21 protein-coding genes are annotated in these 26,955 nt (G+C 58.5%); 3 read left to right on the top strand and 18 right to left on the bottom strand.

Features of this window, described 5'->3' with window-relative positions:
- Positions 1-62 precede the first annotated feature (62 nt).
- From ABIB44_RS07280 to pdhA, 5 genes are all read right to left on the bottom strand, one after another.
- Positions 63-2,114 carry a pseudouridine synthase gene (locus ABIB44_RS07280; protein WP_354583970.1) on the bottom strand — a complete coding sequence of 684 codons (2,052 nt, stop codon included), beginning with the start codon at positions 2,112-2,114 and terminating at the stop codon, positions 63-65.
- 155 nt (positions 2,115-2,269) lie between these two features.
- Positions 2,270-2,653, bottom strand: a complete 384-nt coding sequence (locus ABIB44_RS07275; RefSeq protein WP_354583969.1) for a TraR/DksA family transcriptional regulator — start codon at positions 2,651-2,653, stop codon at positions 2,270-2,272.
- A gap of 177 nt (positions 2,654-2,830) precedes the next feature.
- Entirely contained in the window at positions 2,831-3,307 is a 477-nt protein-coding gene (ribH, locus tag ABIB44_RS07270) for a 6,7-dimethyl-8-ribityllumazine synthase (RefSeq protein WP_354583968.1), read from the bottom strand.
- A 128-nt stretch (positions 3,308-3,435) separates the two neighbouring features.
- Positions 3,436-4,206, bottom strand: a complete 771-nt coding sequence (locus ABIB44_RS07265) for a tetratricopeptide repeat protein (protein ID WP_354583967.1) — start codon at positions 4,204-4,206, stop codon at positions 3,436-3,438.
- Between the two features lie 114 nt (positions 4,207-4,320).
- On the bottom strand, positions 4,321-5,529 hold the full coding sequence (gene pdhA / locus ABIB44_RS07260; RefSeq protein ID WP_354583966.1) for a pyruvate dehydrogenase (acetyl-transferring) E1 component subunit alpha: 1,209 nt from the start codon (positions 5,527-5,529) through the stop codon (positions 4,321-4,323).
- 74 nt (positions 5,530-5,603) lie between these two features.
- Here pdhA and recF point away from each other — a divergent pair, with 74 nt between their 5' ends.
- The gene (gene recF / locus ABIB44_RS07255; protein WP_354583965.1) at positions 5,604-6,713 is read left to right on the top strand and encodes a DNA replication/repair protein RecF; all 1,110 of its coding nucleotides are present in this window, start codon (positions 5,604-5,606) and stop codon (positions 6,711-6,713) included.
- A gap of 93 nt (positions 6,714-6,806) precedes the next feature.
- Entirely contained in the window at positions 6,807-7,118 is a 312-nt protein-coding gene (locus ABIB44_RS07250) for a DciA family protein (RefSeq protein WP_354583964.1), read from the top strand.
- Positions 7,119-7,461: 343 nt separating this feature from the next.
- Here the strand turns inward: ABIB44_RS07250 and ABIB44_RS07245 are convergent, their stop codons facing one another.
- Both ABIB44_RS07245 and ABIB44_RS07240 read right to left on the bottom strand, forming a co-directional pair.
- Complete coding sequence (locus ABIB44_RS07245) at positions 7,462-7,848, bottom strand: helix-turn-helix domain-containing protein (protein ID WP_354583963.1); 387 nt, start codon at positions 7,846-7,848, stop codon at positions 7,462-7,464.
- Between the two features lie 249 nt (positions 7,849-8,097).
- Positions 8,098-8,961 (bottom strand): glycerophosphodiester phosphodiesterase family protein, encoded by an 864-nt coding sequence (locus tag ABIB44_RS07240; RefSeq protein WP_354583962.1) that lies wholly within the window; start codon positions 8,959-8,961, stop codon positions 8,098-8,100.
- Positions 8,962-9,200: 239 nt separating this feature from the next.
- Between ABIB44_RS07240 and ABIB44_RS07235 the strand changes: the two genes are divergently transcribed.
- Positions 9,201-9,821, top strand: a complete 621-nt coding sequence (locus tag ABIB44_RS07235; RefSeq protein WP_354583961.1) for a hypothetical protein — start codon at positions 9,201-9,203, stop codon at positions 9,819-9,821.
- A 79-nt stretch (positions 9,822-9,900) separates the two neighbouring features.
- Here ABIB44_RS07235 and ABIB44_RS07230 read toward each other — a convergent pair whose 3' ends face one another.
- From ABIB44_RS07230 to ABIB44_RS07180, 11 genes are all read right to left on the bottom strand, one after another.
- A complete protein-coding gene (locus ABIB44_RS07230; protein ID WP_354583960.1) occupies positions 9,901-10,179 on the bottom strand; it encodes a PLD nuclease N-terminal domain-containing protein in 279 nt (92 codons plus the stop codon).
- 96 nt (positions 10,180-10,275) lie between these two features.
- Positions 10,276-10,926, bottom strand: a complete 651-nt coding sequence (locus ABIB44_RS07225) for a rhomboid family intramembrane serine protease (protein ID WP_354583959.1) — start codon at positions 10,924-10,926, stop codon at positions 10,276-10,278.
- A gap of 87 nt (positions 10,927-11,013) precedes the next feature.
- Positions 11,014-11,985, bottom strand: a complete 972-nt coding sequence (locus tag ABIB44_RS07220) for a polyprenyl synthetase family protein (protein ID WP_354583958.1) — start codon at positions 11,983-11,985, stop codon at positions 11,014-11,016.
- Positions 11,986-12,152: 167 nt separating this feature from the next.
- Positions 12,153-14,648 (bottom strand): ribonuclease R, encoded by a 2,496-nt coding sequence (gene rnr, locus ABIB44_RS07215; RefSeq protein ID WP_354583957.1) that lies wholly within the window; start codon positions 14,646-14,648, stop codon positions 12,153-12,155.
- Between the two features lie 266 nt (positions 14,649-14,914).
- Positions 14,915-16,885 (bottom strand): ABC transporter ATP-binding protein, encoded by a 1,971-nt coding sequence (locus ABIB44_RS07210; RefSeq protein ID WP_354584430.1) that lies wholly within the window; start codon positions 16,883-16,885, stop codon positions 14,915-14,917.
- Between the two features lie 23 nt (positions 16,886-16,908).
- Positions 16,909-17,106, bottom strand: coding sequence for a GDCCVxC domain-containing (seleno)protein (locus tag ABIB44_RS07205; protein WP_354584429.1), 198 nt, complete (start codon positions 17,104-17,106; stop codon positions 16,909-16,911).
- A gap of 213 nt (positions 17,107-17,319) precedes the next feature.
- Positions 17,320-17,988 (bottom strand): lipoprotein signal peptidase, encoded by a 669-nt coding sequence (locus tag ABIB44_RS07200; RefSeq protein WP_354583956.1) that lies wholly within the window; start codon positions 17,986-17,988, stop codon positions 17,320-17,322.
- Between the two features lie 134 nt (positions 17,989-18,122).
- Positions 18,123-18,788, bottom strand: a complete 666-nt coding sequence (locus tag ABIB44_RS07195) for a lipoprotein signal peptidase (RefSeq protein WP_354583955.1) — start codon at positions 18,786-18,788, stop codon at positions 18,123-18,125.
- A 365-nt stretch (positions 18,789-19,153) separates the two neighbouring features.
- Complete coding sequence (gene ileS, locus ABIB44_RS07190; RefSeq protein WP_354583954.1) at positions 19,154-22,519, bottom strand: isoleucine--tRNA ligase; 3,366 nt, start codon at positions 22,517-22,519, stop codon at positions 19,154-19,156.
- Between the two features lie 146 nt (positions 22,520-22,665).
- Positions 22,666-25,110: an efflux RND transporter permease subunit gene (locus ABIB44_RS07185; RefSeq protein WP_354583953.1), complete on the bottom strand. Its 2,445-nt coding sequence runs from the start codon at positions 25,108-25,110 to the stop codon at positions 22,666-22,668.
- Positions 25,111-25,364: 254 nt separating this feature from the next.
- A complete protein-coding gene (locus ABIB44_RS07180) occupies positions 25,365-26,867 on the bottom strand; it encodes a glycine--tRNA ligase (protein WP_354583952.1) in 1,503 nt (500 codons plus the stop codon).
- Positions 26,868-26,955: the final 88 nt, after the last annotated feature.

The raw sequence follows: 26,955 nt of genomic DNA, 5'->3' as shown, positions 1-26,955 counted from the left end.
TGCGGTAGAGATGCTTCGACAAGCTCAGCATGACGTTCTGGAACTCATTATCGAAACCGAACTTACAGGAAGTACTTCATTCGAATCACCTCCTGCTCGCTCAGAAAGCGCCACTTGCCACGGGGCAGGTCCTTCTTGGTGAGGCCAGCGTACTGCACGCGGTCTAGGGCCACGACCTCGTAGCCGAGGTGCTCGAAAATGCGGCGCACAATACGGTTGCGGCCAATGTGGATTTCAATGCCCACGAAGTGCGGGTTGCCCGCTACTACGGCCACATCGTCAACTACGGCCTTGCCGTCTTCCAGCTCCAAGCCTTCGGCAATCTTGCGCAGGTCTTCTTCGGCCAAAGGCTGGCTTAGCTCGACCTGGTAGATTTTCTTGTTCTTGTGCGAGGGGTGCGAGAGCTTCTGGGCCACTTCGCCATCGTTGGTGAAGAGCAGCAGGCCCGTGGTGTTGCGGTCGAGGCGGCCCACCGGGAAGATGCGCTCCTTCGAGGCACCGGCCACCAAATCCATCACCGTGCGGCGACCCTCGGGGTCTTCCGTGGTCGTGATGAAATCCTTGGGCTTGTTCAGCAGCACGTACACCGACTTCTCGCGGTTGAGGTTGGTTTTGCCGTACTGCACCGTGTCTTCGGGCTGCACTTTATAACCCATCTCGGTCACCACTTCGCCATTTACCTTGATTTCGCCGGCGGCAATCAGCGCATCGGCCTCGCGGCGCGAGCAGATGCCGGCGTTGGCAATGTAGCGGTTCAGGCGCGTCTCGTCGGTGCCTATTTCTTCCAGTTCCTCGCGGCGACGCTTGTTGCCCCGGGTTTTGTCCTGCTCGTAGTGCTTCAGGTTTTTGTAGTCGGGCGCTTCGCCGGGCTTCTCGCCGTACTTGGGCTTGTCGGCGCGGTTGTCGAGCACGGGGCGGGCCGGGCGCGGCTTGTCGGGGGTTGCCCCGTAGCCTGTGCCCGAGCGGCGCACACTGCGCTCCTGGGCTTTCAGGGCCTCACGGCGCTCGGCAAAGCTACCGGGGGCCGGCGTCCAGCGCTCGTTCGAGCTGCGTTTTTCGTAGCCGCCGGGGCGCTCACCGGTGCTGCGGCTGGCGGGTGCACCATCGCGCCGGCCAAAGGCACCGGGCGTGAACTTGTGGCCAAACGCCGCTTTATCGGCGCGATAGTCGGCATTGCCGGCTTCGGCGCGCTCGGTATTAAAGCTCCGGCGCTCGTCGCGCTCCGGCCGCTCGCTTCGCTCCTCGCGGGCCTGCGGCGGATTGGCTTCAAACGGCCGGGCAGCCCGGATGGGACGGTTCGGGCCGCGCTCCTCGTTGCGGTCGGCACCGCGCTCGAAGCTTTCGGTTTCGCGGGGCGTGCTGCGGCCGAAGCTGCCACCGGGACGCGGGGCGCGGTCGTCGGCCGATTCGTTGGGGTTGTCTTTCTGAAACTTGCGGTTACGCTCGCCGGGCATGCCACGGGGCACTGCCTTTTCGCCGTCGCGGCGGTAGGGCTGGCCATTCCAGTTCTCTTTGGGCTGGTACTCGCGGATAGGGCGGGCATCGGCCGACTGGCTGCGCTGCTCACCACGGTCGCTGTCGAAGCTGCGGCGCTCGGGGCGGGGCTCGGCGGTGCGGCCGTAGCTTGTGCCGGTGCGCTGCTCCTTGCCGCCAAAGCGCGGCTTATCCGACGCGGACCTTTGGTTGTCGTCGCGGCGCTCGAAGGGCCGGTCGCCGCCGGGACGGAAACCACTGCCGCCCGGCCGCGACCCACCGAAGCTACTACCGCCCTCGCGCTGGCCACCGCCGTAGCTGCTGCCATAAGGGCGCTTTTCGCCACCTTCAAACTTCTTACCACCAAAGCCTCCGCTTGGGGCAGGACGCCCAAACGAGCCATTAGCAGGCCGCCCGAAGGCACCGTTGCTGGCCGGGCGGCCGTTGCCGTAGGCTGGGCGGTCGCCGTTGCGGGGGCCGCGCTCGCTGCCGTAGCCGCCGCGGTCACTGCCGCTGCGGTCGTTACCGCCGCGCTCGTTGCTATTGCTGCGGCCGGCGTTGTTGCCGAAGCCACCGGGGCCACCCGTGCTGCGGCCGCCGCGACGGTCCGCTTTATCTTCTGAAAAATGTTTCTTGCCCATGGGGAGAAGTGTTGCGTGCCGTATCGCTACGGTACTGGTTTGGTTAAAACGAATCGGTACCGGGCAGTCGGTAGTCAGAGGGAGACAACACGGATGCTGCCAAAATCATTCTGACCACCGGCTGCCCGGTACCGAGGTATTGGGATGGCGCGCGCTTAGTCGCGGCGGGCCATTTTGGCTTCGATGGTATGCTGGGTGTGGGGCACGGCCCGCAGGCGCTCCTTCGGAATGAGCTTGCCCGTACCGATACACACGCCGTAAGTACCGTTCTTAATGCGAATCTGGGCGTTTTCGAGCTGCTGAATAAATTTCATCTGGCGCGAAGCCAGCTGGTTCATGCTCTCCTTCTCGGCCGTTTCGGCCCCATCCTCCAGCACTTTGGCCGACGATGCGGTGGTATCCGTACCCGAGTCGTTGCTGCGGTTCAGCGTCTCTTTAATGAACGACAACTCCTTCCGGGCGGCCGTCAGCTTGTCCTGAATAATCTGGTCGAACTCGTTGAGGTCTTCCCGCGAATAGCGAATGTTGTCTTCGTTCATTGAAAAAGAAAAAAGGAAATGGTAAGGAAAGGCAGACAATAATGCGGCCCCAACGCTTGCGGCTGCTGAATAGTTTGGCAGGGTTCGAAAGCTCGCCAACCCCCTTTTAGCTAGCCGATATGCGCTGGTTTTGCGGGTGCAAATCTACGCCCTAATACCCGCTTTTCTGGCCCGCTGCTAAAAGCCTAACATTTGGATGGCTGCCACGGCCGCTTCCACGCCTTTGTTGCCGTGCTTGCCGCCGGCCCGGTCCCAGGCCTGTTCCAGCGTGTTAGTCGTCACAAGCCCGAAAATAACGGGTTTATTGAACTTCAGCCCCACCTGCGTAATGCCCTGCGCCACGGCGTGGCAGATGTAGTCGTCGTGCTTGGTTTCGCCCTGGATAACCACTCCCAGGCAAATCACGGCATCAATCTCGTCGTGCTGGGCCAGAAACTGCGCCCCGAGCGTCAACTCGAAGCTACCGGGCACGGTGTTGCGAAAAATATTGTCGGCCACGGCCCCGTGCTTGAGCAAGGTGTCGTAGGCCCCGGCGCTGAGCACGTCGGTGATGTCGCGGTTCCATTCGGCCACCACCAGTCCAAATTTCCGCTCGCTGATGTCGATGAATGCGGAAGCGTCGTATTCGCTCAGGTTTTGCAGGGAAGTTGCCATAATTGATTATTCGGTAAAAAACAGTCATCCTGAGCGCAGCGAGAGACCTTATCACGGTTGAACGGTGGTCCGTTCGGCTGCAATAAGGTCCTTCGCCGTGCTCAGGACGACCACATGGTTCGAGCTGCTTATTTCTCCAGCTTGGCCTTGTACTGGCGGGCTTCGGCTACTTCCTGCGAGGCAGGGTATTCGGTGATAATGCGCTCGTAGGCTTTCAGGGCTCCTTCCTCATCCTTAGCTACTTCGCGGGCGGTGGCTTCCTTTAGCAGGTAGCTGGGCGAGAAGTACTCGTTGGCGTTGTGGTCGGCGGCTTTGGCGTAGAGGTCGGCGGCTTCCTTGGGCTTGTTTAGCTCCAGCTGGGCGTCACCCATCAGGGCGTAGGCACGGCTCTGCACCAGGTAATCGTCCGAGGTGAAATCTTCGAGGTAGTCGAGGGCGGCTTTGTAGTCCCCTTTTTTCAGCGAAGCCACCCCGGCATAGAAGTTAGCCAGGTTTCCGGCTTTGGTGTTGCTGTACTCGTTGGCAACCGTTACCAGGCCCGGGGCCTTGCCGTCGCCCTTAATGGCTTTCGTCAGCGAGTCAGCCTCCCAGTTGTTCACCGCCCGGAACATGCTGGCCTGGGCCTTCGAGTCTTGCTGGTTGCGCCAGGTATAGAAGCCAAATGCGCCCACTACGGCCAGCACCACCACGGCCAGAATACCCAGCAGCAGGTTGCGGTTGCTGCGCACAAAATCCTCGGTTTCGACCAAGCGAGCGGCCAGCGCATCCGGGTCTTCCAGCAACGGGTTTTCAGGCGCGAGGTTCTCGGCCGGTGCCAGCGGGTCGGCCGGCACGTTCTGGGTTACTTGCTGCCCCTGGCGGGCCTGCTGGCTTTTGCCAGTGTAGGGAATCTTCGACATAGTAAAGAAGCTGCTAGCCATTAGCTGTCAGCTACTAGCTTTTTATTAAAAATCAGGATTATCAGATTCTGTAAAGCTAACAGCTAAAAGCTGCCAGCTCACAGCGGTTCCGGTTTAGTCGTGGATGTAAGGGTAGTCGGCCTGCACGTACACGTCCTTGAACAGCTCGTCGGGCGTGGGGTAGGGCGAACGCTCGGCAAAGTCAACCGACTCCTGCACCGCCGCCTTGATGCGCTCGTCGATGGCTTCGAGGTCGGCTTCGGTGGCGAAGTTATTGGTCAGCAGCGTGTGGCGCACGCCTTCAATCGCGTCGCGGTGGCGGTAGTCTTCCAGCTCCTCCTTGGTGCGGTACTTGGCCGGGTCGCTCATCGAGTGGCCCTTGTAGCGGTAGGTCTTGAACTCGAGCAGCGTCGGGCCTTCGCCGGCGCGGGCACGCTCGGCGGCGCGGGCCACGGCCTCGTGCACGTCTTCTACGCGCATGCCATTCACTGGCTCCGAGGGCATATCGTAGCTAAGGCCGATTTTGTAGAGCTCGGTGACGTTCGAGGTCCGCTGCACCGACGTGCCCATGGCGTAGCCGTTGTTTTCAATCACGAAAATGACCGGCAGCTTCCACAGCATGGCCATATTAAAGGCCTCGTGCAATGCGCCCTGGCGTACCGCGCCGTCGCCCATGTAGCAGATGCAAAGCTTGCCCGTCTTGTTATACTTCTCGGCGAAGGCAATGCCCGCGCCCATCGGCACCTGGGCACCCACAATGCCGTGGCCGCCCATGAACCCCACTTCCTTATCGAACATGTGCATCGAGCCCCCCTTGCCTTTCGAGCAGCCGGTAGCTTTAGCAAACAGTTCAGCCATCACAGCATTGGGCGAGGTGCCCAGTGCCAGCGGGTGGGCATGGTCGCGGTAGGCGGTGATGTACTTGTCGCCCTTCTCCAGCGCCGATACCGCGCCCGCCACGCAAGCCTCCTGGCCGATGTATAGGTGGCAGAAGCCTTTAATTTTTTGCTGACCATACAACTGCCCGGCCTTGTCCTCAAACTTGCGCATGAGCTGCATTTGCTCATACCAGGTGAGGTAGGTTTCCTTGGAAAACGATGCGGCGGGCTGGGCCGGAGCCGGCGTTCCCGAGGCCTTCTTGCCTGGCAGCAGCGATTCGGATGGCACCACGGTTACCACTTCGTCGGCCGCATGCTGCCCTGCCGAACCAGGTTTTGCCTGGCCATTAGCAGCGTTAGCGGCGGTGGGTTTAGCCTCCTTGCCGTTGGATGCCTTTGAGGCGGCTGGTTTTTTAGAAGCAGCTTTTACTTTCGTATCCGCCATAGCACTGTTAAGGAAAGAAATAATTCGCGTTGGGAGGGCGAAATTACGTAAAACTGCTGGCAAATCCGCACCTTATGACTCTTGACTCTCTCCAGCTGCTTTTTTTTAAAAATTACGACGACGCGGCACTGCATCTATCCTCGGGCCTCAATTGCTTTATTGGCGATAATGGCAGCGGCAAAACCAACCTCCTCGACGCAATCCATTATTTATCACTCACCAAAAGCGCCATCTCCGCTTCTGATGCGCTTTGCATTAAGCAAGGAGCTGATTTCTTTGTAGTTAAGGGCTCTTTTACCAACGATTCTCCTGTAAGCCAAGAAGTTATTCAGGTGAGTTTGCGGCAGGGCCAAAAGAAGACCGTTACGCACGACAAGCAGCCTTATGAGCGCATGGCCGACCACATTGGCCGTTACCCCGCCGTGCTCATTTCGCCCTACGACACCGACCTCATTCGACAGGGCAGTGAGGAACGCCGCAAATACTTTGATAGCCTAATGGCGCAACTCGACCACGAGTTTTTGGAGACACTTATTTCTTATAATGCGCTGCTGCGGCAGCGCAATGCCGTTCTCAAACAAGGTGTCGGGGCCCACGGCTTTGACCGCGATTACCTGCTGGCCCTTGATGAACAGCTTGCGCCCTTGGGCCAGCAAATCACATCGCAACGGGCGGCCTTCCTTGCCGATTACGTTCCCATTTTTCAGCAGCACTATCGCCAACTGGCCGACGGCCGCGAACAAGTTATTCTTACCTACAAAAGCCAACTACTCGGTGTTGACTTTGCGCAGCTGCTCCGGGCCAACGAGCGGCGCGACTTCGTATTACAGCGCAGCACTACCGGCTCGCATCGCGACGACTTTGTTTTTCTAATGGATGAGATGCCGGTGAAGTCGCACGCTTCGCAAGGGCAGCAAAAGTCGTTTGCCATCGCCCTTAAGCTGGCCCAGTTCGAACTGCTCGCTGCCAGGCAGCAACACAAACCCCTGCTCCTACTCGACGATATTTTCGACCGGCTCGATGATAAGCGCATTGCCCGCCTATTGGAACTTGTAGCCGATGAAACTTTCGGCCAGGTTTTCTTAACCGATACTAACCTTGAGCGGACCGACCAGGCCCTATCTCGGGTTACCATTCCCATCCGTCGGTTCCGCGTTAGCAACGGCACGGTAGCGGCAGTTTAGCCGCTTGCCAGAGGCCTTTCGGCCGTCGGCCGGTGTACCTTTGCCTCTACTACGCCAGGGCCTCCCTTGCTCGGCGGCCGTTTCCATTCCTCTGTGAAAAAGCCTTCCGCCCCTACTCGCTCCGGCGATATCATTCCGCTTAAAGAAGGACTCGAAGCCTTGGTGCGCGCTTACCGCTTGCAGGGGAAATTAAATGAGGTAACGGTAGTATCGAGCTGGGAACGGGTGATGGGCAAAGCCGTTGCGCTTAAAACCCAGGAAGTCTACGTGAACAAAGGTCGTTTATTTGTTCGGCTCTCTTCCGCTCCACTCAAGCACGAGCTGCTCATGGCCAAAACGCGCGTTGCTGAGCTCATTAATGCCGAAGTGGGAGAAGTGGTGGTGAAGGAAGTCATCTTCCTGTAGGCATTCAATTCACCCCTCTTCGATTTTGTGGGCTGCCTTCTCTCCGGCACCAGGCACCATCTATGTTGGCATCATGGTTCTGATTCCAAAGGACTGAATTGCCTGGACATTCAGGTTAGCAGCTGTAGTGGGTATGCCCTATTATCAGGCCCAGTTCTCTTGACTTCCTTGCGCTCAAGGCTGCTGATTTCGGTCACGTTTTGGCGACGCTTGAATCCACTCTGCAGTCAACAACGGTGGTCTATCCCCCTGCCTGCTTTATAGGGTTGCACTACTGTTCTGTATCCTGGTAGCACTTGCTATTGCTTGGCAAAACAAAAATGTTTCACGTGGAACATTTTTGTTACTTCGGTCCATACACTTTCAACAGGAGCTCATTATAGGCCTCTAGCAAGGCTATGTACTTCCCCTGAAGCAATAAAAGCTGCCGGGAAGGGTCAGCATCAGATGATTGAGGAATTGTTACACGAGGTGTAACAGTAGAATTCGTAACGTTACGGACTGAGTTTGTTACAAAAGGAATAACTGACTGCTGTAACGTTGTAAAATCATTGGAAAAGTCGTGATTAATTATTTCACCAACTCTTTTTACAAAGCTGTAATCAATTGTTTCTTCCTTGAATTTACGATAGATGGTGGGCCGTGTAATACCCAGCTCGTCCACGATACGTGTAATCGAGATACCGCTGTTTTTGATGGCTTCCTGAAGTATTTCGCCCTGATGTGACATAAAATATGGCTTAGCGTAACGCTGATGCAAATATGTACAGAACGTATTCGTAAAACAAATTTGTAGCAATAAAATATGCTCGTTTACATTATTTCTTTGGACACAATTACAATAATTGTAGTGTAACGGACAATTTGTAACGGGGAATGTGTATCATTACATAGCGTTACATTTTGATTGTTTTACAATATTGCAGACAAACGCATTACGCCTAAATAAAAGCAGAAAGCCAACAAGAAGGATTTTGTACTATCGTCTGTCGCGCAAGAGGGCTAACAAACGGTCAGGATAGTCGGTAGTAATGCCGGCTAATCCCATAGGTAGCAAGCGTTCAAAATCGGACGGCTCGTTTACAGTCCAAGGCACGAGCCGCAAGCCGGGATATAGCGTACGGAGTTCGCTGACGGCAGTAGTTGTTACAGTACGCTGGTCGGGCCCGAGAGTGGTTGGGACGAAACCAAGCTCCCGCAGGCTTGGTAACCAAGCCTGCTCCTTCTCGATTAACAGACACGTGCGGAGCGACGGACGAACGAGATGGGCGCGACGAAGGATGCGCGGGTCGAAACAGAGAAGCGTTGTGCGAGCTAACACCTCGGCTTGGTCTAGCTCGGCCAGCACCAAATCGAGGAATTCGGCCGGAGCCGGGTGAAAGAGAAAATCGTCATTTGGCAGGCTTTTCACCTCAATAGAATAGGCTGGGAGGCGGCGACCGGGCTGCTCGGAGGCCCAGGCTTCGGTAGCTGCCAGCACAGCACGAAGCAAGGGCTTCAGCGCCGGCTGAGCTTGCTGCTCGGGGAAGTCAGGATGGAGGTGGCCGCAATCAAATTCGCGAATCTGACGATAGGGCATGTGGTAGAGATTATAGGTCAAGCCGGTATCAGGCGCAATAAGCTCGCCGGCTGGGCCTCGGCAGATGAGCGGATTGAGCCAAGGCTCGTGCGATATCACCACCTGGCGGTCGGCGGAGATAACCACATCCATTTCCAGCACGTCGACACCGAGCTCCAGGGCATGCAGAAAGGCAGGCAGGGTATTTTCGGGGCGCAAGCCACGGCAACCACGGTGGCCATGGACTTCGAGCCGCCGCGGGGGCAAAGCGGTATTATCGGGCATATAGATGGCAGGTGTTATTGAGAGACAACAGAAGTGTGGTGTACGGACAGCTTGAAGCGAAGGCAACCAGAATAACCTAATTGGGCATTTGAGTGCATTAGAGGGGAGAAAACCAGTGCTTTCAGGCCATTGCAGCCCTTGTGAAGCCTGTGAGGAGCAAGGCAAGGCCAGATTATGGCAATAAGCGTAAAGCCTGCGATTTGGGGTAATTTTACCCTTTCACCCGTCAGAAACCCTTTATGAAAAAACTGCTGCTTTTTGCGTTGCTACTGGCCCTAGTGGGCGGGGGCTATTATTACTACCGCATGATAAAGGCTGGACCAAGCGGCGCATTAGTAGCGGCCGCCGCGGCCGTGCAAACGCATGACATGGCCAGTTTCGAAAAATACGTCGACGTGAATAGCGTAACCAGCCACCTGGTGGATGACGTGGCGCAGCAGAGCTCCGCCCTGGCTTCACTGCTGCCCGGAGGAAGCCTTATGATGGGAGGTGCACTGAAACTGCTGAAACCTGCGCTGGCTAAAGCAGCCCACAACGAAGTAGAGCGCTACGTTGAGACCGGCTCGCTGGAAGCGGCGGCCGCTGCTGCTCCGAAGCGCCTGGTGAATATTTCCCTGACTGGCCTCGCTGGCAAAGTATTGAGCCCGGATAGTCAATTTAAAGGAGTGAAGTATACCCGTGAGGAGGGTGATAACGCATTCGTGGGCCTGGAAGTAACGCAGCCGCGCTACGATACCACAATGGTAGTAGAAGTGAAAATGCGCCGCCAGGGTGACCATTGGCAGATGACTCAGATTACGAACAGTGGTGAACTGCTGCGACGCGTGGCACAGTTGGAAAAGAAGCGCCTACTTAAGTAACAAGCTGCCATCCGGACAACAAAAAACCCCGACCAGGCTGGTCGAGGTTTTTTGTTTAATAAAGCGGCGCGTGGGTCGCTTAGCTACGGCCCGAGAACAGGAAATAAATGATGGAGCCACCAAAGGGGAAGAACCAGATGACAAGTCCCCAGATGATTTTCTTGCCAATGGACCAATCCTGCTTGATGAGGCTGATGAACGCAAACACAGCGAACAACAGGTACAGCACACCGAAGATGGTGAGCGAGCCATCGGCCCGGCGGCCGCTTCCACAGGCAGTAAGCAAGGTGGAGGCAAAAACGCTCAGCAGGAGGGCCAGCGAGGGGATTCGATTGCGAAGGGAGGAGAGAAGTTGCATTTCAGGTTGGGGTAAGAAGGTGAATAGGCCCCTGTACGCAAACCTGCTCAAATAGATGTAGCGAAGACTTGTTAATTAATTACAATATGCTGGTAATCAAAGTTTTGACTGCACAAACGCGCCTATTTGCTGAATAAATACTGGCCCGGCAGCCGGTATGAGCGCCAATAGCAGCACAACCCCATAGAGCGCGCCGTAGAAGTGGGCATCGTGGTTGATGTTGTCGCCCCGGCGGCGGCCCATGTACCAGGAGTAAGCCAGATACAGGAAGCCGAAGAGGAAAGGTTGGATAGGAAATGGAATGGGGAAAATGATGATGCCGCCCCCGTTATTGTTGACGGGAAACAGCAGGATACTGGCAAACAGCACCGACGACACGCCGCCTGAAGCCCCAAGGCTGCGGTAGCCGCGGTCGTCGCGGTGCTGGAAGTAGGTGGGCAAATCGGAGATGATAATACCACCCAGATAGAGCAACAGGAAGAGCGCGAGGCCCGGGCCATCGCCAAAGCCCGCCTTCAGGGTTTCCAGCACCACGGGGCTGAAGGAGTAGAAGGCGAACATGTTGAAAAGGAGGTGGGCCCAGTCGGCGTGCAGAAAGCCGGAGGTGAGCAGCCGGTACCACTGGCCTGGCGAGCGAGCCATGACGTAGGGCTGCATTATCCAAGAGTCCATGAGCTCTTGCCTGGACCAGGCGTAAGCGGAAATGAGGACCGTGAGGCCGATAAGGATGTAGATAGGATTGAGCACGGATAATGGGGATGTGGCACAAGCTTCAGCATGTGCATTGTGAGAGGGGCACAAGCTAAAGCCTGTGCTACGCGGCAAACGGAGCGCCTAGCTCTCGCGGTCCATGAGTTGCAGGGCGAGGCGATGCAGGGGCTCCTTGCGCCCATTAGAGGCCGCTACGCGCTCCAAGTGCTGAAGCGCATCCTGGAAGTAAGAATTGATAAGGGCTTCCGTCTGGGGGCGAATTTCGAGCTCATCGTAGATAGCGCGCACGGCCTGCACTTTGGCCTCGGCATCGGGCACAGGCTGGCCGATGTGCTGAACCAGGATTCCCTGCTGAGCGGCGCTGGCCTGGGCCTGAGCGGAGAGCAGGAGGAACGTTTTCTTGTCGGAGATAATGTCGCCGCCCACGCGCTTGCCAAAGGTGGCAGCGTCGCCATACACGTCGAGCAGGTCGTCGCGCAGTTGGAAGGCCAGGCCGATGTCGGTGCCGAACTGGCGCAGGTGCTCGGCATCTTCTTCGGAAGCACCGGCGAGGCGAGCCCCCAGCTCCAGGCAGAAGCCGAGGAGCACGGCGGTTTTCAGGCGAATCATGTCCAGGTACTGGGCGATGCTGACCCGGGCTTCGGTCTCGAAATTCATGTCCCACTGCTGACCCTCGCAGACCTCGGCGGCCGTCTGGCTGAAGCGGGCGAGGATGCGCGGGAGCAACGCGGGCGGCACGTCTAAGAACAGCTCGTAAGCGCGCACCAGCATCACATCGCCGGAGAGGATGGCGACGTTGGGGTTCCACTTTTCGTGCACCGTGGCCTGGCCCCGGCGCAGGGGGGCCTGGTCCATCAGGTCGTCGTGGAGCAGGGTGAAGTTGTGGAAGACTTCGGTAGCCAGGGCGGGCTTGATGATGCCGCCGAGGTCATCGGTGAAGAGGTGGGCCCCGAGCAGCGTGAGCAGCGGGCGGATGCGCTTGCCGCCCAGGCCCATGATGTAGCGAATGGGGGCGTAGAGGGTTTCCGGGGCCTGGCCGTAGTCGAGCTGGGCGAGGGCGGCGGTGATGCTAGCGGGGAAGTCGGCTGGGGTCATAGGTGGTGCAAAGAACGGGCTTACTTGTCATCCTGAACGCAGCAAAGCGGAGTGAAGGACCTTATCGAAGTAGAACGATTTACAGTAGATGATTACTGCTTGCTGTTCTAGCCTGATAAGGTCCTTCACTCCGCTTCACTGCGTTCAGGATGACAAAACTTGATTGATTATCGCCGCTTCCCTTTGAAGCCGCCGCCACCCTTGCTTCCGCCCTTGCCACCGCTGCCGCTATGGTCGCGGTAGCCGCGGGGTTCGTTGCCGCGCTGCTTGCGCTCGTCGGCTTCGCGGCGCTTCTCGGCATCGGGGCGGTCGTCGACCAACTCGAAGTCGATGGTACGGTCGAGCAGGTTGGCGGATTTTACGACCACCATCATCTCGTCGCCGAACTGAATGATGCGCTTGTTGCGGCGGCCCACGATGCGGTAGTTGTCCTTGTCGAGCTCGTACTCGTCGCCGGGAATGTCGCTGATGCGGACCATGCCCTCGCACTTGTTCTCCTCGATTTCGATGTACATGCCACGCTCCGTCAGGCCCGACACCACGCCCTTGAACGTGTTACCGATTTCATCGGCCATGTATTCGACCTGCTTGAACTTGATGCTGGCGCGCTCGGCGTTGGCCGCCAGTTTTTCGCGGGCTGAGGAGTGCTTGCACTCTTCTTCGACGGGGTCGACGGGTACGTTCTTGCCGCCGAGCAGGTAGTGCTCGAGCAGGCGGTGGGCCATCATGTCGGGGTAGCGGCGGATGGGCGAGGTGAAGTGCGAATAGTGCTCGAAGGCCAGGCCGAAGTGGCCGAGCGGCTCGGTGGTGTAAATAGCCTTGCTCATGGTGCGAATGGCCAGGCCCTGAAGCACGTTTTGCTCGGGCTTGCCCATTACTTCGGAGCTAAGGTTATTGAGTTCGGTGCTGATTTTCTTCGGGTTTTCGAGCTTGAGCTTGTAGCCGAATTTCTGGGCGAAGAGGGCGAAGGTTTGGAGGCGTTCGGGCTCGGGCGCGTCGTGGGTGCGGTACACCATGGTGAAGCGCGGCTTGGTCTTTTTGAGGTTGAACACGAACTCGGCCACCTTGCGATTGGCCAGCAGCATAAACTCCTCAATCATCTTGTGGGCGTCCTTACGCTCCTTCACGTACACGCCGAGGGGCTTGCCATTCTCGTCGAGCCGGAACTTCACTTCCTGGGTTTCGAAGGTGATGGCCCCTTGCTTGAAGCGCAGCGCACACAGCTTGTGCGCCATGTCGTTCATGATATTTATCTCCTCGGCGTACTCGCCATCCTTGCTTTCGATGCGCTCCTGGGCATCCTCGTAGCTGAAGCGGCGGTCGGAGTGAATGATGGTTTTGCCGAACCACGACTCGTAGAGCTTACCGGCTTCATCAAGCTCGAACACGGCCGAGAACGTCAGCTTATCCTCGTTCGGCCGCAGCGAGCAGAGGCCGTTGGATAGGCGCTCGGGCAGCATCGGAATCACGCGGTCCACCAGGTAGACGGAGGTGGCGCGGTGCTTGCCCTCGCGCTCGAGCTCGGTTCCAGGGCGTACGTAGTGGGTCACGTCGGCAATGTGGACACCGATTTCCCAATGGCCGTTTTCCAGCTTCTGAATGCTCAGGGCATCATCAAAATCCTTGGCGTCGGCGGGGTCGATGGTGAAGGTAGTGATGGCGCGGAAGTCGCGGCGGCGGGCAATCTCATCGGGCTGGATAATCTCGCTGATGCCCTCGGATTCGGTCTGCACTTCCTCGGGGAATTCAAACGGCAAGCCGAACTCGGCCATGATGGCATTTATCTCGGCCTCGTTGCCGCCGGCCTGCCCGAAGTTGCGGACGACCTCGCCGGTCGGCTGCCGGTTCGGGTCGGTCGGAAACTCGGTGATGCGGACCAGCACCTTGTCGCCGTTGTGCGAGTCGTGCAGCATATGCGGCGGCACGAACACATCGAAATACACCTTGCGGTTGTCGGCCTTCACGAAACCGAGCGTGCCTTGAATCTGGATGCGGCCCACCACTTCGGGGCGCACCCGCTTGAGCACTTCCACCACGTCGCCCATGGGCCGGCCGTCGCGGGAACCGCTGCGCAGGCGCACCCGCACCACATCGCCCTGCAGGGCAAACTTGAGCTGGTCGGTGAATACGCGGATGTCGTCGCCGCCATCTACGCCCTCGGGCACGACGAAGGCGAAGTTGGGCGTAGCCAAATCGACGGTACCAATGATGGTGTTGGAGGGGGCGCGCTCGGGGCGGTCGTCGCCATCCACGTAGTCGAATCCGGCCTCACGGCGGCGGTGCACAATGGGGTCGCGGCCGAACTGGTCCTGTACCGAAAGGTTGCGGGGGGGCTTAACCGCCGAGTCACCCTTTTTAGTTGATTTCTTGGCGCTGGACGGCATCAACGCCGCCGCGACAGCGTCGGTATCAGCGAGGCGGTATTCGTCGTTTTGAAGCAGCGTAATGAGGCCGTTTTTGCGCAGCACCTTGATGTGGGCAAAAATCTCTTCGCGCTGGCTTTTAGCCGTGACACCGAGGCGGCGCGAGAGCTGGCGGTAGGCGATGACTTTGGTGGGGTTGTCGGCAAATACTTGCAGGACCTGGTCCTGGGTGATGGCCGTGGCTTCGGGCTTTTCGCGCTTGGCGCGGGGAGCCTTGGGGTTTTCTTCGGGGGTATTCATGTAAAAAAGTAGCCGCCGAAAAGTTGATTGGTCGCAGGCGGCGAGAGCGGAAAATGAGGTTGGCGGCGGAGCCGCGCCGTTTAGTGAAACGCGAGCAGGGCCAGTAGGTTGTTTGTTAGGGTTTGGTAGGGTTTGGGTCGCGTTAGCCCATTATGCTAAGCGCACCCGAAGCATCTTTGCGACGCAAGTAATCAAATCGGCAGCAACGAAGGGGTAGAGATACTTCGGCTACGCTCAGCATGACAGGCTGCTAGTCCCTCTAAGTATTACGCCCGACTGGCTACAGCCGCTTCAATGTCGGCCAGACTATCCTTGGGAATAGCAGCCAGCAGACCCTGCGTGTATTCATGCTGCGGGTTGGCATAGATAGCCGCCGCCGGGCCGCTCTCCACGATGCGGCCTTGGTGCATGACCAGCAGCCGGTCGCTCATAAACCGGGCCACCGACAGGTCGTGGGTGATGAATAAATAGGTGATACCGAACTCACGTTTGAGGTCGTTGAGCAGGTTCAGCACCTGCGCCTGCACCGAGACGTCGAGGGCCGAAACCGACTCGTCGCAGACAATCAATTTGGGTTGCAAAGCCAGCGCCCGGGCAATGCAGATGCGCTGCCGCTGCCCGCCGCTGAACTCGTGCGGGTAGCGCTGAAAATGCTCGTCGCGCAGCCCCACCGTGCGCAGCAGCTCCAGCACCCGCGCCTTTTGCTGCTGGCGCGTACCACCCACGTTGTGCACCCGCATTGGTTCCCAAATAGCCTCGCCCACAGTCAGCATCGGGTTGAGGGCAGCATAGGGGTCCTGGAACACCAGCTGCAAATCGCGCCGACGGCGGCGCAATTCCCCGCTCGATAGCTTTGCCAAATCGGTTCCTTCAAACAGGATGCTACCCGCCGTTGGTTCCGTGAGGCGCAGCAAAGCCCGGCCGAGGGTGGTTTTGCCGCAGCCGGACTCGCCCACGAGGCCGATGGTTTCACCAGGATAGAGCGTGAAGCTGACGTTGTCGACGGCCCGAACGTAATCGGTGGCGCGGCGGAAGAAGCCTTTGCGGAGGGGGAAGTAGACATGGAGGTTCTGGACTTCTAATAATGGCGCGGTCCCGTTCGCCTCACCTCCCGGCCCATTCTCCGATGAAGAGGGGGAGCCTGACGATTTCGTTTCTGCTGCGGCAAGCTCCTCCTTCTCCATCGGAGAAGGGGGCTGAGGGGAAGAGGCGACCCGTGGAACATCCCCCAAAACGCCATGTTCCACGGGGAACGTTTTGGCGGTATCAGTTTTATCGTGTAACTGCTGGGCTTCTACATCGGGCGATGATTCCGCAAGTGCCTCATCTGGCAGCGGAAGCACCGGCGCAGGCTGGGCAAAAAGCTGGCCGCTGGCATCTTCACCCATGAAATCGGCCACCACGGGGAGACGTTTTTTGCCCACCGAGAGGCGCGGACGGCACGCCAAAAGGCCTTTGGTGTACGGATGTTGCGGATTTGAAAAAATATCCATCACCCTCCCCTGTTCCACCACCTTGCCCCGGTACATAACCAGAATGCGGTCGGCGATTTCGGCCACCACGCCGAGGTCGTGGGTGATGAAGAGGACGGCCGTATTGCGCTGGCGGCGCAGGTCGTCGATGAGGCGCAGCATCTGGGCCTGCACCGTCACGTCAAGGGCAGTGGTGGGCTCGTCGGCGATAAGCAGGGCCGGGCGGCAGGCCATGGCCATGGCAATCATGACGCGCTGCTTCTGGCCGCCCGAGATTTCGTGCGGGTAGCTGCCGAAGATGCTTTCGGGGCGCGGCAGCTGCGCCTCGGTGAATAGCTCGATGGTACGGGCCTTGGCGGCGGCCTCGGTAAGGTCGGTGTGGAGACGCAGGGCTTCCACCACCTGGCTGCCGCAGGTGTACACGGGGTTCAGCGAGGTCATCGGCTCCTGGAAAATCATGCCGATGTCGTTGCCGCGCACCTGGCGCAGGTCGGTTTCGGAGAGTTTCAGCAGGTCGGTTTCGCTCAGTTTTTCGGATTGGAAGATGGCCTGGCCGCTGGCAATGCGGCCGGGTGGCATCGGAATGAGCCCCAGCAGCGCCAGCGACGTCACCGACTTCCCCGAGCCCGACTCGCCAACAATGGCCAGCGTCTCGCCCCGGTGCAACTCAAACGACACGTTGTCCACGGCCCGCACGTCGCCGCGGTGGCTGGAGAAATCAATGGTGAGGTTGGAAACGGTGAGAAGGAGCTTGGGCACAGGCAGGTTTGAAGGCAGAATTTAACGGGCTAGCAGCAGGAATTCCCGGCCTGAATAGGCGGGCATTTCACACTGCCGTAGCTGCAAAAGACACAGCAGTCGCCCGCAAGCGGCTTGAGAACGGTGTGGCAGCTGGCGCACTCGTGAAAGTACACGCAGGCATCGATGGGCATGGTTTCTGTGGTTGTGTGGCCACAGTTGGGGCAAGTCAGCGTCGATTCCAGCAGCGTGGGGCTGGGGCTGTTGTCAGAGCAACAGGAAGAAGCTGAGGCGGCGCTGGCTTGGGATTGGGTCATAAATTTAGAGATAACACGCTTCTAAAGCAGATTCGGTATGCAGACCGCAGGCCGTGTTTTGGCCGGTTTTGGATACGCAAGAAAGTCATGCAGAACGTAGTGAAGCATGACGTGCTATAATTACTTCTCCTGGCCTCTCCCCTATCACGCCAGCTTATCAGCATCGGCAGCGACCAGCGGCTGGCTCTCGTTGGGAGCGTCCACCGGCTGCGATTCGTTGAAAAAGCGGCTCTGGTTTAGTAGAATCAGCACCACGCCGATGAAGATGGAGGAATCGGCGATGTTGAAGATGGGGAAGCCCCCGCTGTAGGAGCCACCGATGAGGGGCCAGGATTTGGGGAAATACCCCACGTACAGCGGCACGTAAATCATGTCGATGACCTGGCCGTAGAACCAGCGCGTGGGCGAGCCTAGCGGGGCATTATTGTAGATAATTCCGTAGAAAATCGAGTCGATGAGGTTGCCAAGCGCGCCGCCCAGAATCAGGGCCATGCAGGCGATATAGCCGGCGGCCACGCGCTGGCGGCACAAGCGGATGATGTAGTACACCAACCCCACCACGGCCACGCTGCGGAAGGCAGTGAGCACCAGCTTGCCGTACGGAGCGGGTAGCTGCGCGCCGAAGGCCATGCCGGGGTTCAGGGTGTAGTTCAGCTTGGCAAATTGGCCGAGAACGGGGATTTCGCCGGCCGAACCGGGCTGCATGTAGGTGTGCACGGCCCACTTCGAGAGCTGGTCGAGCACGATGATACTTAAGGCCAGCAGAAAAAATTTGGCGGCGGAATGCTGGCGGGCGGTCAGGGTTGGGTGCATTGCAGGCGGGATGGAGCCGCAAAGAACGGTGCGGAAACGGCACCCGCGTACGCCTCATCCCCTAGCCCCTTCTCCGAAGAGGAGAAGGGGAACTAGTTTTTAGCTTTAGAACAGACTAAAGTCTAGAACTAGTGCTATTCCCCCTTCTCCTCTTCGGAGAAGGGGCTAGGGGATGAGGCGCTGCGTGGGGCCGGCTCTTCCTGCTTGAAAAAACGGCTCTGATTAAGCAGAATAACGGCTACACCGATAAAAATAGACGAATCGGCGATGTTGAAGATGGGCCAGAGCGAGACGTACTTCCCTCCCAGCAGCGGCCAGTTTTGAGGCAGAAATCCCTCGTAGATGTCCACGTAGAGCATGTCGATAACCTGGCCGTAGAACCAGCGCGTGGGCGAGCCAAACGGGGCGTTATCGTAGATGATGCCATAGAAAACCGAGTCAATCAGGTTGCCCACGGCCCCGCCGAGGATAAGGGCCATGCAGGCGATGTAGCCAGCGGCGGCGCGCTGCTTGCAGAGGCGGATAATGTAGTAGCTCAATCCAAACACGGCCAGCAGCCGGAACCCGCTGAGCACCAGCTTCCCATACGGCGCGGGCAGCTCAGCCCCGAAGGCCATACCGGGGTTTAGGGTGTAGTGCAGCTTGGCCCAGTCTCCCATCAGGCGAATTTCGCCCGCCATGCCAGGCTGCATGTAGGTGTGCACGGCCCACTTCGAAAGCTGGTCGATTACGATGACGAACAGCGCCAGCAGGAAGAATTTGGCCGCCGTTTGCTGGCGATTGGTGAGAGTTGGGTGCATTCAGGCGGGGCCGAAAGTGGCGGGAGCAGCGGGGGAAATGATAGGCGAATCAGGAATGGATAGAGTAAAAGGAACGTCATGCTGAGCTTGTCGAAGCATCTCTACCGCTTCGTTTGTCATCCTGAGCTTGCGAAGGACCTTATCAAGGGCGACCAATTCATTCTCTGGTGATAGGATACTTCCTTCGTCAGCATGACAAATGGCGCGCTCAGCATAACCGTTCAAAGCACAACGTTCTTATCGACACGTTTTATACCTTTTATAACTGATTATCTGATGTTTTTAACGAACAAAGACGAGCTTATCGACTGTTTGTGCGGCGTAAGACTCGCCGGGAATTTCACTTCCCGGCGAATCATTCAGCATCAGGCAGTTGCGACCTCTAACAGAACCGGCACGGAGTAGTCGTCGAATTCGAGCACTGAGCCGCCGTTCACATCGGCGGCGAAGGTGAGGGCGAGGGCCTGCGTTTCGGTGCGGATGTAGTCGCCGAACGCGGCCACGGCAGCCGTTAGCTCGGGCTGCTGGTCGGCCAGGGTGACGCGGATTTTGTCCTGCACTTCCAGGCCCGAGTCTTTGCGCAGGTTCTGGAGGCGGTTCACCAGCTCGCGGGCGAGGCCTTCCTGGCGGAGCTCGTCGGTTAGGGTCACGTCGAGGGCCACGGTGAGGGGGCCGTCGGTGGCCACGAGCCAGCCGGGCAGGTCGTCGGTGCGGATTTCCACATCGTCGGGGGCCAGGGTAATGGGCTGGCCATCAACTTCCACGGCGAGGCTTCCCTCCTTCTCCAGCTTGCTGATTTCGGCGGCCGTCATGGCCTGGATGCGGGCACCCACGGCCTTCAGGCGCGGGCCGTATTGCTGGCCGAGGCGCTTGAAATTGGGCTTCACCGACTTCACCAGCACGCCGCTTTCATCATCCAGAAACTCGATGTGCTTTACGTTGATTTCGGCGCAAATCAGGTCCTCCACGAGGCCGACTTGCTCCTTGGTCGAGTCGTTCAGCACCGGCACCAGGATGCGCTGCAGGGGCTGGCGCACCTTCAGCACCGACTTTTTGCGCAGCGAATGGGCCAGCGAGCTGATGCGTTGGGCCAGCTCCATGCGCTCTTCTAGCTTGGGGTCAACGCGGGTGGCGTCGGACTCAGCAAGCAGCGTGAGGTGCACCGATTCGATGCCCTGGCCGCCGCTGAGGTTACGGTAGAGCCACTCGGCGAAGAAGGGCGCGATGGGCGACATGAGCTGCGCCACAGTCTGCAGGCACTCGTTCAGCGTCTCGAAAGCAGCGCGTTTGTCGGTCGTCAATTCGCCTTTCCAGAAGCGGCGGCGCGAGAGGCGCACGTACCAGTTCGAGAGCTGGTCGGTCACGAAATCCTGGATGGCGCGGGCGGCCTTCGTGGGGTCGTAGCTATCCAGGTGGCCCCGCACTTCCGATATCAGCGACTGCAGTTTGCTCAGAATCCAGCGGTCCAACTCGCTGAGGTCGGCGTGGGGCACGCGGGCTTTCTCATCCATTTCGAACGCATCCAGATTCGCGTAAAGCGCATAGAATGAGTACGTATTGAAGAGCGTGCCGAAGAACCGGCGCTGCACTTCGGTCACGCCGGCGGGGTCAAATTTGAGGTTGTCCCACGGTGGAGCGTTGGCAATGAGGTACCAGCGGGTGGCATCGGGGCCGTACTGCTTGATGGTGGCAAACGGGTCGACGGCGTTGCCGAGGCGCTTGCTCATCTTCTGGCCGTCTTTGGCCAGCACGAGGCCGTTGGCGATGACGTTTTTGAAGGCCACGGAGTCTTCCAGCATCACGGCCAGGGCGTGCAGCGTGAAGAACCAGCCGCGCGTCTGGTCCACGCCTTCGGCGATGAAATCGGCGGGGAAATTCTTCTGGAACTGGCCCTCGTTTTCAATCGGGTAGTGCCACTGCGCATAGGGCACGGCCCCGGAGTCGAACCACACGTCGATGAGGTCGGCCTCGCGGTACATGGGCTGGCCAGTAGGGCTGACGAGAAAAATATCGTCGACGTAAGGCCGGTGCAGGTCCACTTTTTCGGCGTTGGCGTAGGGGTTGTGGGTCATGACTTCGGCCGCGACGGCCTTGTCAATCTCCGCCTTTAATTCGGCGATGCTGCCGATGCAGATTTCCTCCGTCCGGTCCTGCGTGCGCCAGATGGGCAGCGGGGTACCCCAGTAGCGCGAGCGGCTTAAGTTCCAGTCTACCAGGTTCTCCAGCCAGTTACCGAAGCGGCCGGTACCGGTGCTTTCGGGCTTCCAGTTGATGGTTTTGTTGAGCTCGATGAGCCGGTCCTTCACCGCCGTGGTCTTGATGAACCAGGAATCGAGCGGGTAGTAGAGCACGGGTTTATCGGTGCGCCAGCAGTGCGGGTAGGTGTGCTCGTACTTCTCGACTTTGAAGGCCGTGCCGTCGCCCTTCATCTTGATAACAATGCTCTCGTCCAGCGTTTTGTAGTCGGCCCCGGTCTCGTCGTGGCCGTCGTAGTTTTTCACCCAGCGGCCCGCAAACTCACCCATTTGGGGGACGTAACGGCCCGTGCGGTCCACGATGGGGCCGAGCGTGCCTTCCGCATCCGGCACCATCAGGGCCGGGATATCGGCCAACTGCGCGGCCCGGAAGTCATCGGCCCCAAACGTTGGCGAAATATGCACGATGCCCGTGCCGTCCTCCGTGGTCACGAAGTCGCCGTTGATGATGCGGAAAGCCCGCTCCTCGCCTTCAAATGGCGTGAAATCGAACAGGCGCTCGTACTTGATGTCAATGAGGTCAGCGCCGGTAAAGTCGCCCAGCACGCGCCAGGGCAACACCTTGTGGTCGCCTTCGGCGTAGCCTTCCAGCGGCGCAGCAGCACCCTTTTCGTTGAAATAACGGCCCACCAATGCCTTGGCCAACACTGCATGAATGGGCCCGTATGTGTATGGGTTGAAGGTGCGGATGAGCTGGTAAGGAATGTTCTTGCCAACTGCCAAACCGGTGTTCGCAGGCAGGGTCCAAGGAGTGGTTGTCCAGGCCAGGATAAACACCTTAGCATCAGCACCAGCAGCGGCGAAAAGCTTCTCCGAAACTGGCCCGTGCTTCACCTTAAACTGCGCTACTACGGTCGTGTCTTTCACGTCCTTGTAGGTGCCAGGTTGGTTCAGCTCGTGCGATGAAAGGCCGGTGCCAGCAGCGGGCGAGTAGGGCTGGATGGTGTAGCCTTTGTAGAGCAAGCCTTTGTCATAGAGCTTCTTGAGCAACGCCCAGCAGCTCTCGATATATTCTGGCTCGAAGGTCACGTAGGGGTCGTCGAGGTCGACCCAATAGCCCATTTTCTCGGTCAGGTCGTCCCACTGCGCCTTGAAGCGCATGACGGTTTCCTTGCAGCGCTGGTTGTAGTCGGCGATACTGATTTTGTGGCCGATGTCCTCCTTCGTGATGCCCAGCTCCTTTTCCACCTGCAACTCGATGGGCAGGCCGTGGGTGTCCCAGCCGCCCTTACGGGGCACCTGCTTGCCCAGCAGCGTCTGGTAGCGGCAGAAAATGTCCTTCACCGTGCGCGCCATCACGTGGTGGATGCCGGGCGCGCCGTTGGCCGACGGGGGTCCTTCGTAAAACACGAACGTGGGCTGGCCTTCGCGGCTGCTCACGCTCTTCTCAAAGATGCCGTGCTCCTTCCACCAGGCGAGGATGTCCTCGCCGAGCTGGCCGTAGTTGAGCGGCTGCTTGTATTCGGGGTATTTCATGAATTGGGTTGTTATCAATTCCTTAGGACGTCATGCTGAGCGTAGCCGAAGCATCTCGCTCGCTTCGTTGCAGTTGATTTGATTACTGCTGCACGCGAGATGCTTCGGCTACGCTCAGCATGACGGGCTTTTTGAAGTTGTTCGTTCTAGATGGTGTAGTCGCCTTCGTAATCAGCGGCTTTGTGCATTTGGTTGAGGTTCAAATCTACTTCGTCGTCCTCCTCGTGGTACGACTCGTCGTAGTGCCGGATGAGGGCGTTGGTGCTCACGTCGTCTTTGCCGTGCTCGAAGGTTACAAGCAACGCAGGCAGCAGAATCAGGTTCGAGAAGTTGGTTATCAACAGCGATGCCGACATCAACATTCCCAGCGCCTTGGTACCGCCAAACTCGCTGAATGCGAAGATGCTGAAACCCACGAACAGCACAATGCTCGTGTATATCATGCTGGTGCCGGCCTCGCTCAGCGTCACCGATACGGCTTCGCGCACGCGCTGGCCGTTCAGGGCCATTTCCTGGCGGAATTTAGCCAGCAGGTGGATGGAGTTGTCCCCGTCAATCCCCAGTGCAATCACGAAAATGAGGGCCGTGCTGGGCTTAAGCGCGATGTTGAAATAGCCCATAATGCCGGCCGTAAGCAGCAGCGTCACGGCGTTGGGAATGAGGGCGAAAAAGACGGTTTTGACGGAGCGGAACAGCAGCAGCACCACCAGGCCCACCAGCCCGAAGGCCATAAACAGGCTGTCGCGCAGGGTGTGAATGACGTATTCGTTGCCCTTGGTGAAGATGATAGTCGTGCCCGTAGGCCGGATATCCATGCCTGTACCCTTGAAGATGCGATTCATCTCCGGAATGATTTTCGTGTTCATCAGCGTATCCAGGTTCTGGGAGCCGATGTCCGCGATTTTCAGGCTGATGCGGGCTTTCTGACTGGTGCTGTCCACGAACGTGCGCAGCAGCTTGCTGTTCATCCCCGCGCCGCCGGCCGAGCTGCCGGAGTTGGCCAGCGCACTGAGGATAAAGTTCTTTTCCGAGTTATCGGGCAGGCGGAAGAATCGGGGGTCGCCGTTGTAAAACGCCTGGGTGCTGGCCTTGAGGAAGGTGACGAGGCTGACGGGCGGCGACAGCTCCGGCTGCGTGCGCAGAAACTTCTCGAACTGGTCAATTTTCTCCAGGTTCCTGAGCTTAAACAGGCCCTTTTTCTTGTGGGTATCCACCTCGAATTCCAGCGGCATCACCCCGTTGAAATGGCTTTCAAAGAAGGCCAAATCGGAGTTCACGGAGCTTTTCTTGGGCAAATCATCCACCATGTACGACACGGTATCGATGCGCGAAATGCCGATGGCGGCTCCCGCCACCATCACCAGCGCCAATAGGTAAACCGTGCCGCGCCGGTCGAGCACCAAGTGGTCGAAAAACTCGAGCAGTTTGGTGAGCGGCGCGGCATCGAGGTGCTCCAGCTGCTTGGGCGTGGGCGGCGGCAGAAAGGTAAAGGCAGCCGGAATCAGGATGAAGCTGATGATAAAGGCCGCGAAAATGTTGATAGTGGCCACCAGCCCGAACTGGTAGAGGATGGCGATGTCGGTGAAGGCAAACACGATGAAGCCAATGGCCGTGGTCGTGTTATTCATGAGCGTGACGAGGCCGATTTTGCGGATTACCCGCGTCATGGCCAGCATCTGGTTGCCCGATTTTCGGTAGTCGTAGTGGTAGCGGCTCAGCAGGTAGGTGCAGTTCGGGATGCCGATAACGATGATGATGCTGGGAATCAGGCCCGTGAGCAGGTTGATTTTGAAGCCCAGCAGCACAATCGAGCCAATGCACCACACCACCGTGATGCCCACTACGATGAGCGGAAACAGCACCGCCGACCACGTCCGGAAGAAAGCCAGCAGCGTGATGCCGGTCACAATCATGGCCAGAATAGTGAAGAATTTCATCTCTCCGGCCACTTTCGTCGTCATCGTAGAGCGCACGTAGGGCAGGCCGGCGTAGTGCAGCTTGATGCCCGTTTTCTTTTCAAACTGCCCGGCGAAGCCCAGAATGTGGTTCATCACCGCCTGCCGTTTGGAGGAGTTCAGGTACTTCGGGTCCATCGTCAGGGCCAGCAGCGTGGCCCCGGTGCTGGGGCTGATGAGCTGGCCCTTGTAGAACTCCACGCTGTTCACCACGCGCATCAGACTGTCGAGCTCCTTCTGGCTGCGGGGCGGGTTTCGGAAAATGGGCGTGGCCTTGAAGCTGTTAGAAGCTGTGTCTTTATAGATGTTCAACAGCTTGCTCACGCTCAGTACGCCGTTCACGCCCTGCACTTTAGCCAGCGTATCGGAGAGCTGCCGGAATTCGTTGAAATTACCGAGCTTATAAATGGAGCTGTCCTGCAGGCCGATAACCAGCACGTTGCCATCCTCCCCAAACGTGTGCTTGAACTGCCGGAAATACTGCATGTCCGGGTCCTTCTCGCTCACCACCTGGGCGAAGTCGTAGGTCATTTCCACATCCTTGGCCTTCCAGGCCATGAAAATGGTGATAGCAGCCAGCAGCGCAATCAGCGAAAGGCGAAACCGGATGATGAAATAGGCGAGCTGCTCCCACATAGAATCCTTAGTATAAGTGGCAAAGTTACGTAAGCGCGGGGCCGCTGTGGTTGTAACACTGCGCTCGGCCAACCTATTTGGAGTAGGGTGCGGGGCTTGCTCCCGCCCACCGTTGCACGAATCCCGCACCAACCATTCAACGGCAGGCGGGGGCAAGCCCGCCCCTATCTGCTTTTGCGAAAGCATAAAAAGCCTCAATTCCTTGGCAGAATCGGGGCTTCTCAGTTGCATTAAACCCGCAGAAACCGAAGCTCCTACAGCTGCTCGAAGATGCGGCGGAAGCTCACGGCTTCGCCGATGTAGCTTTTCAGCTCCGAAATCGGCATGCGGGTTTGCTCGCGCGAGTCGCGGTGGCGCACGGTTACGGTTTCGTCCTCCAGGGTCTGGCCGTCGACCACGATGCAGAAGGGCGTGCCGATGAGGTCCTGGCGGGTGTAGCGCTTGCCAATAGCGTCGCGCTCCTCCAGCACGAGGCGGAAATCGAATTTCAGCGCGTCGAAGATTTCCTGGGCTTTCTCGGGCATGCCGTCTTTGCGAACGAGCGGGAAAATCGCGGCTTTCACCGGAGCCACAGCGGGGTGCAGCTTCAGCACGGTGCGGGTTTTGGTAGTTTGGGTGTCGCCCTCCCCTTCCGTGATGGTTTCCTCCTCGTAGGCGTTGCAGAGCGTGGCCAGGAACAGGCGGTCAGCGCCCACGGAAGTTTCTACTACGAAGGGTACGTAGTTGCCGTAAGCCTTGCCGGTGGCGGGGTCGATGTCGGCGTCGAAATACTGCTGCTTTTTGCGGCTCAGATTCTGGTGCTGGGTTAGGTCGAAGTCGCCGCGCGAGTGGATGCCTTCCATTTCCTTGAAGCCGAAGGGGAATTCGTACTCGATGTCGACGGCCGCCTTGGCGTAGTGGGCCAGCTTGTCGTGGTCGTGGAAGCGCAGCTTGGCGGCCGGCAGGCCCAGCGCCTCGTGGAAGCGGCGGCGCGACGCTTTCCAGGTGTCGTACCACTCGCCTTCGGTGCCGGGGCGCACGAAGAACTGCATTTCCATCTGCTCAAACTCCCGCATCCGGAAGATGAACTGCCGGGCCACAATCTCGTTCCGGAAGGCCTTGCCAATCTGGGCAATGCCGAAGGGCACCTTCATCCGGGCCGACTTCTGCACGTTCAGGAAGTTCACGAAAATGCCCTGGGCCGTTTCGGGTCGCAGGTACACGGGCGGCGCGTCCGAATCCACGGCCGAGCCTTGCGTGGAGAACATCAGGTTGAACTGGCGCACGTCGGTCCAGTTACCGGTTTTGGAAACGGGGCATAGGATTTTCTCGTCGAGGATGAGCTGGCGCACGCCGGACAAATCGTTGGCCGTCAGCAGGCGGCCCATCTCGGCGGTGAGGGCGGCGCCGCGGGCAGGGTCGCCGGCGTTTTCGTACTCGGCGGCTTTTTCTTCGAGCAGTACGTCGGCACGGTAGCGCTTTTTACTGTCGAGGTTATCAATTAGCGGGTCGTTGAAGCCGGCGATGTGGCCGCTGGCTTCCCAGGTGCGCGGGTCCATGAAAATGGCGGCGTCGATGCCCACCACGTTGCCGTTCAACTGGGTCATGGCCTCCCACCACAGGCGCTTGAGGTTGTTTTTCAGCTCTACGCCATTGGGGCCGTAGTCATACACGGCGGCCAGGCCGTCGTAGATTTCCGAAGACTGAAATACGAAGCCGTATTCCTTGGCGTGGGCCACAATATCCTTAAGCTGGGTGGTTTCGATTGCTGGGTTCATGCCCACAAAAGTAGGCCGATGCGGCGGAAGCCGAAACTTGTGCGTAGAAGGCGCGAAATCCGAAACGTCGGAGAACAAACGAATAAGA

The organism is Hymenobacter sp. UYCo722, assembly GCF_040547115.1.
In the GTDB taxonomy this organism is placed as follows: Bacteria; Bacteroidota; Bacteroidia; order Cytophagales; family Hymenobacteraceae; genus Hymenobacter.
This window is presented reverse-complemented; position numbering and strand designations above follow the sequence as displayed.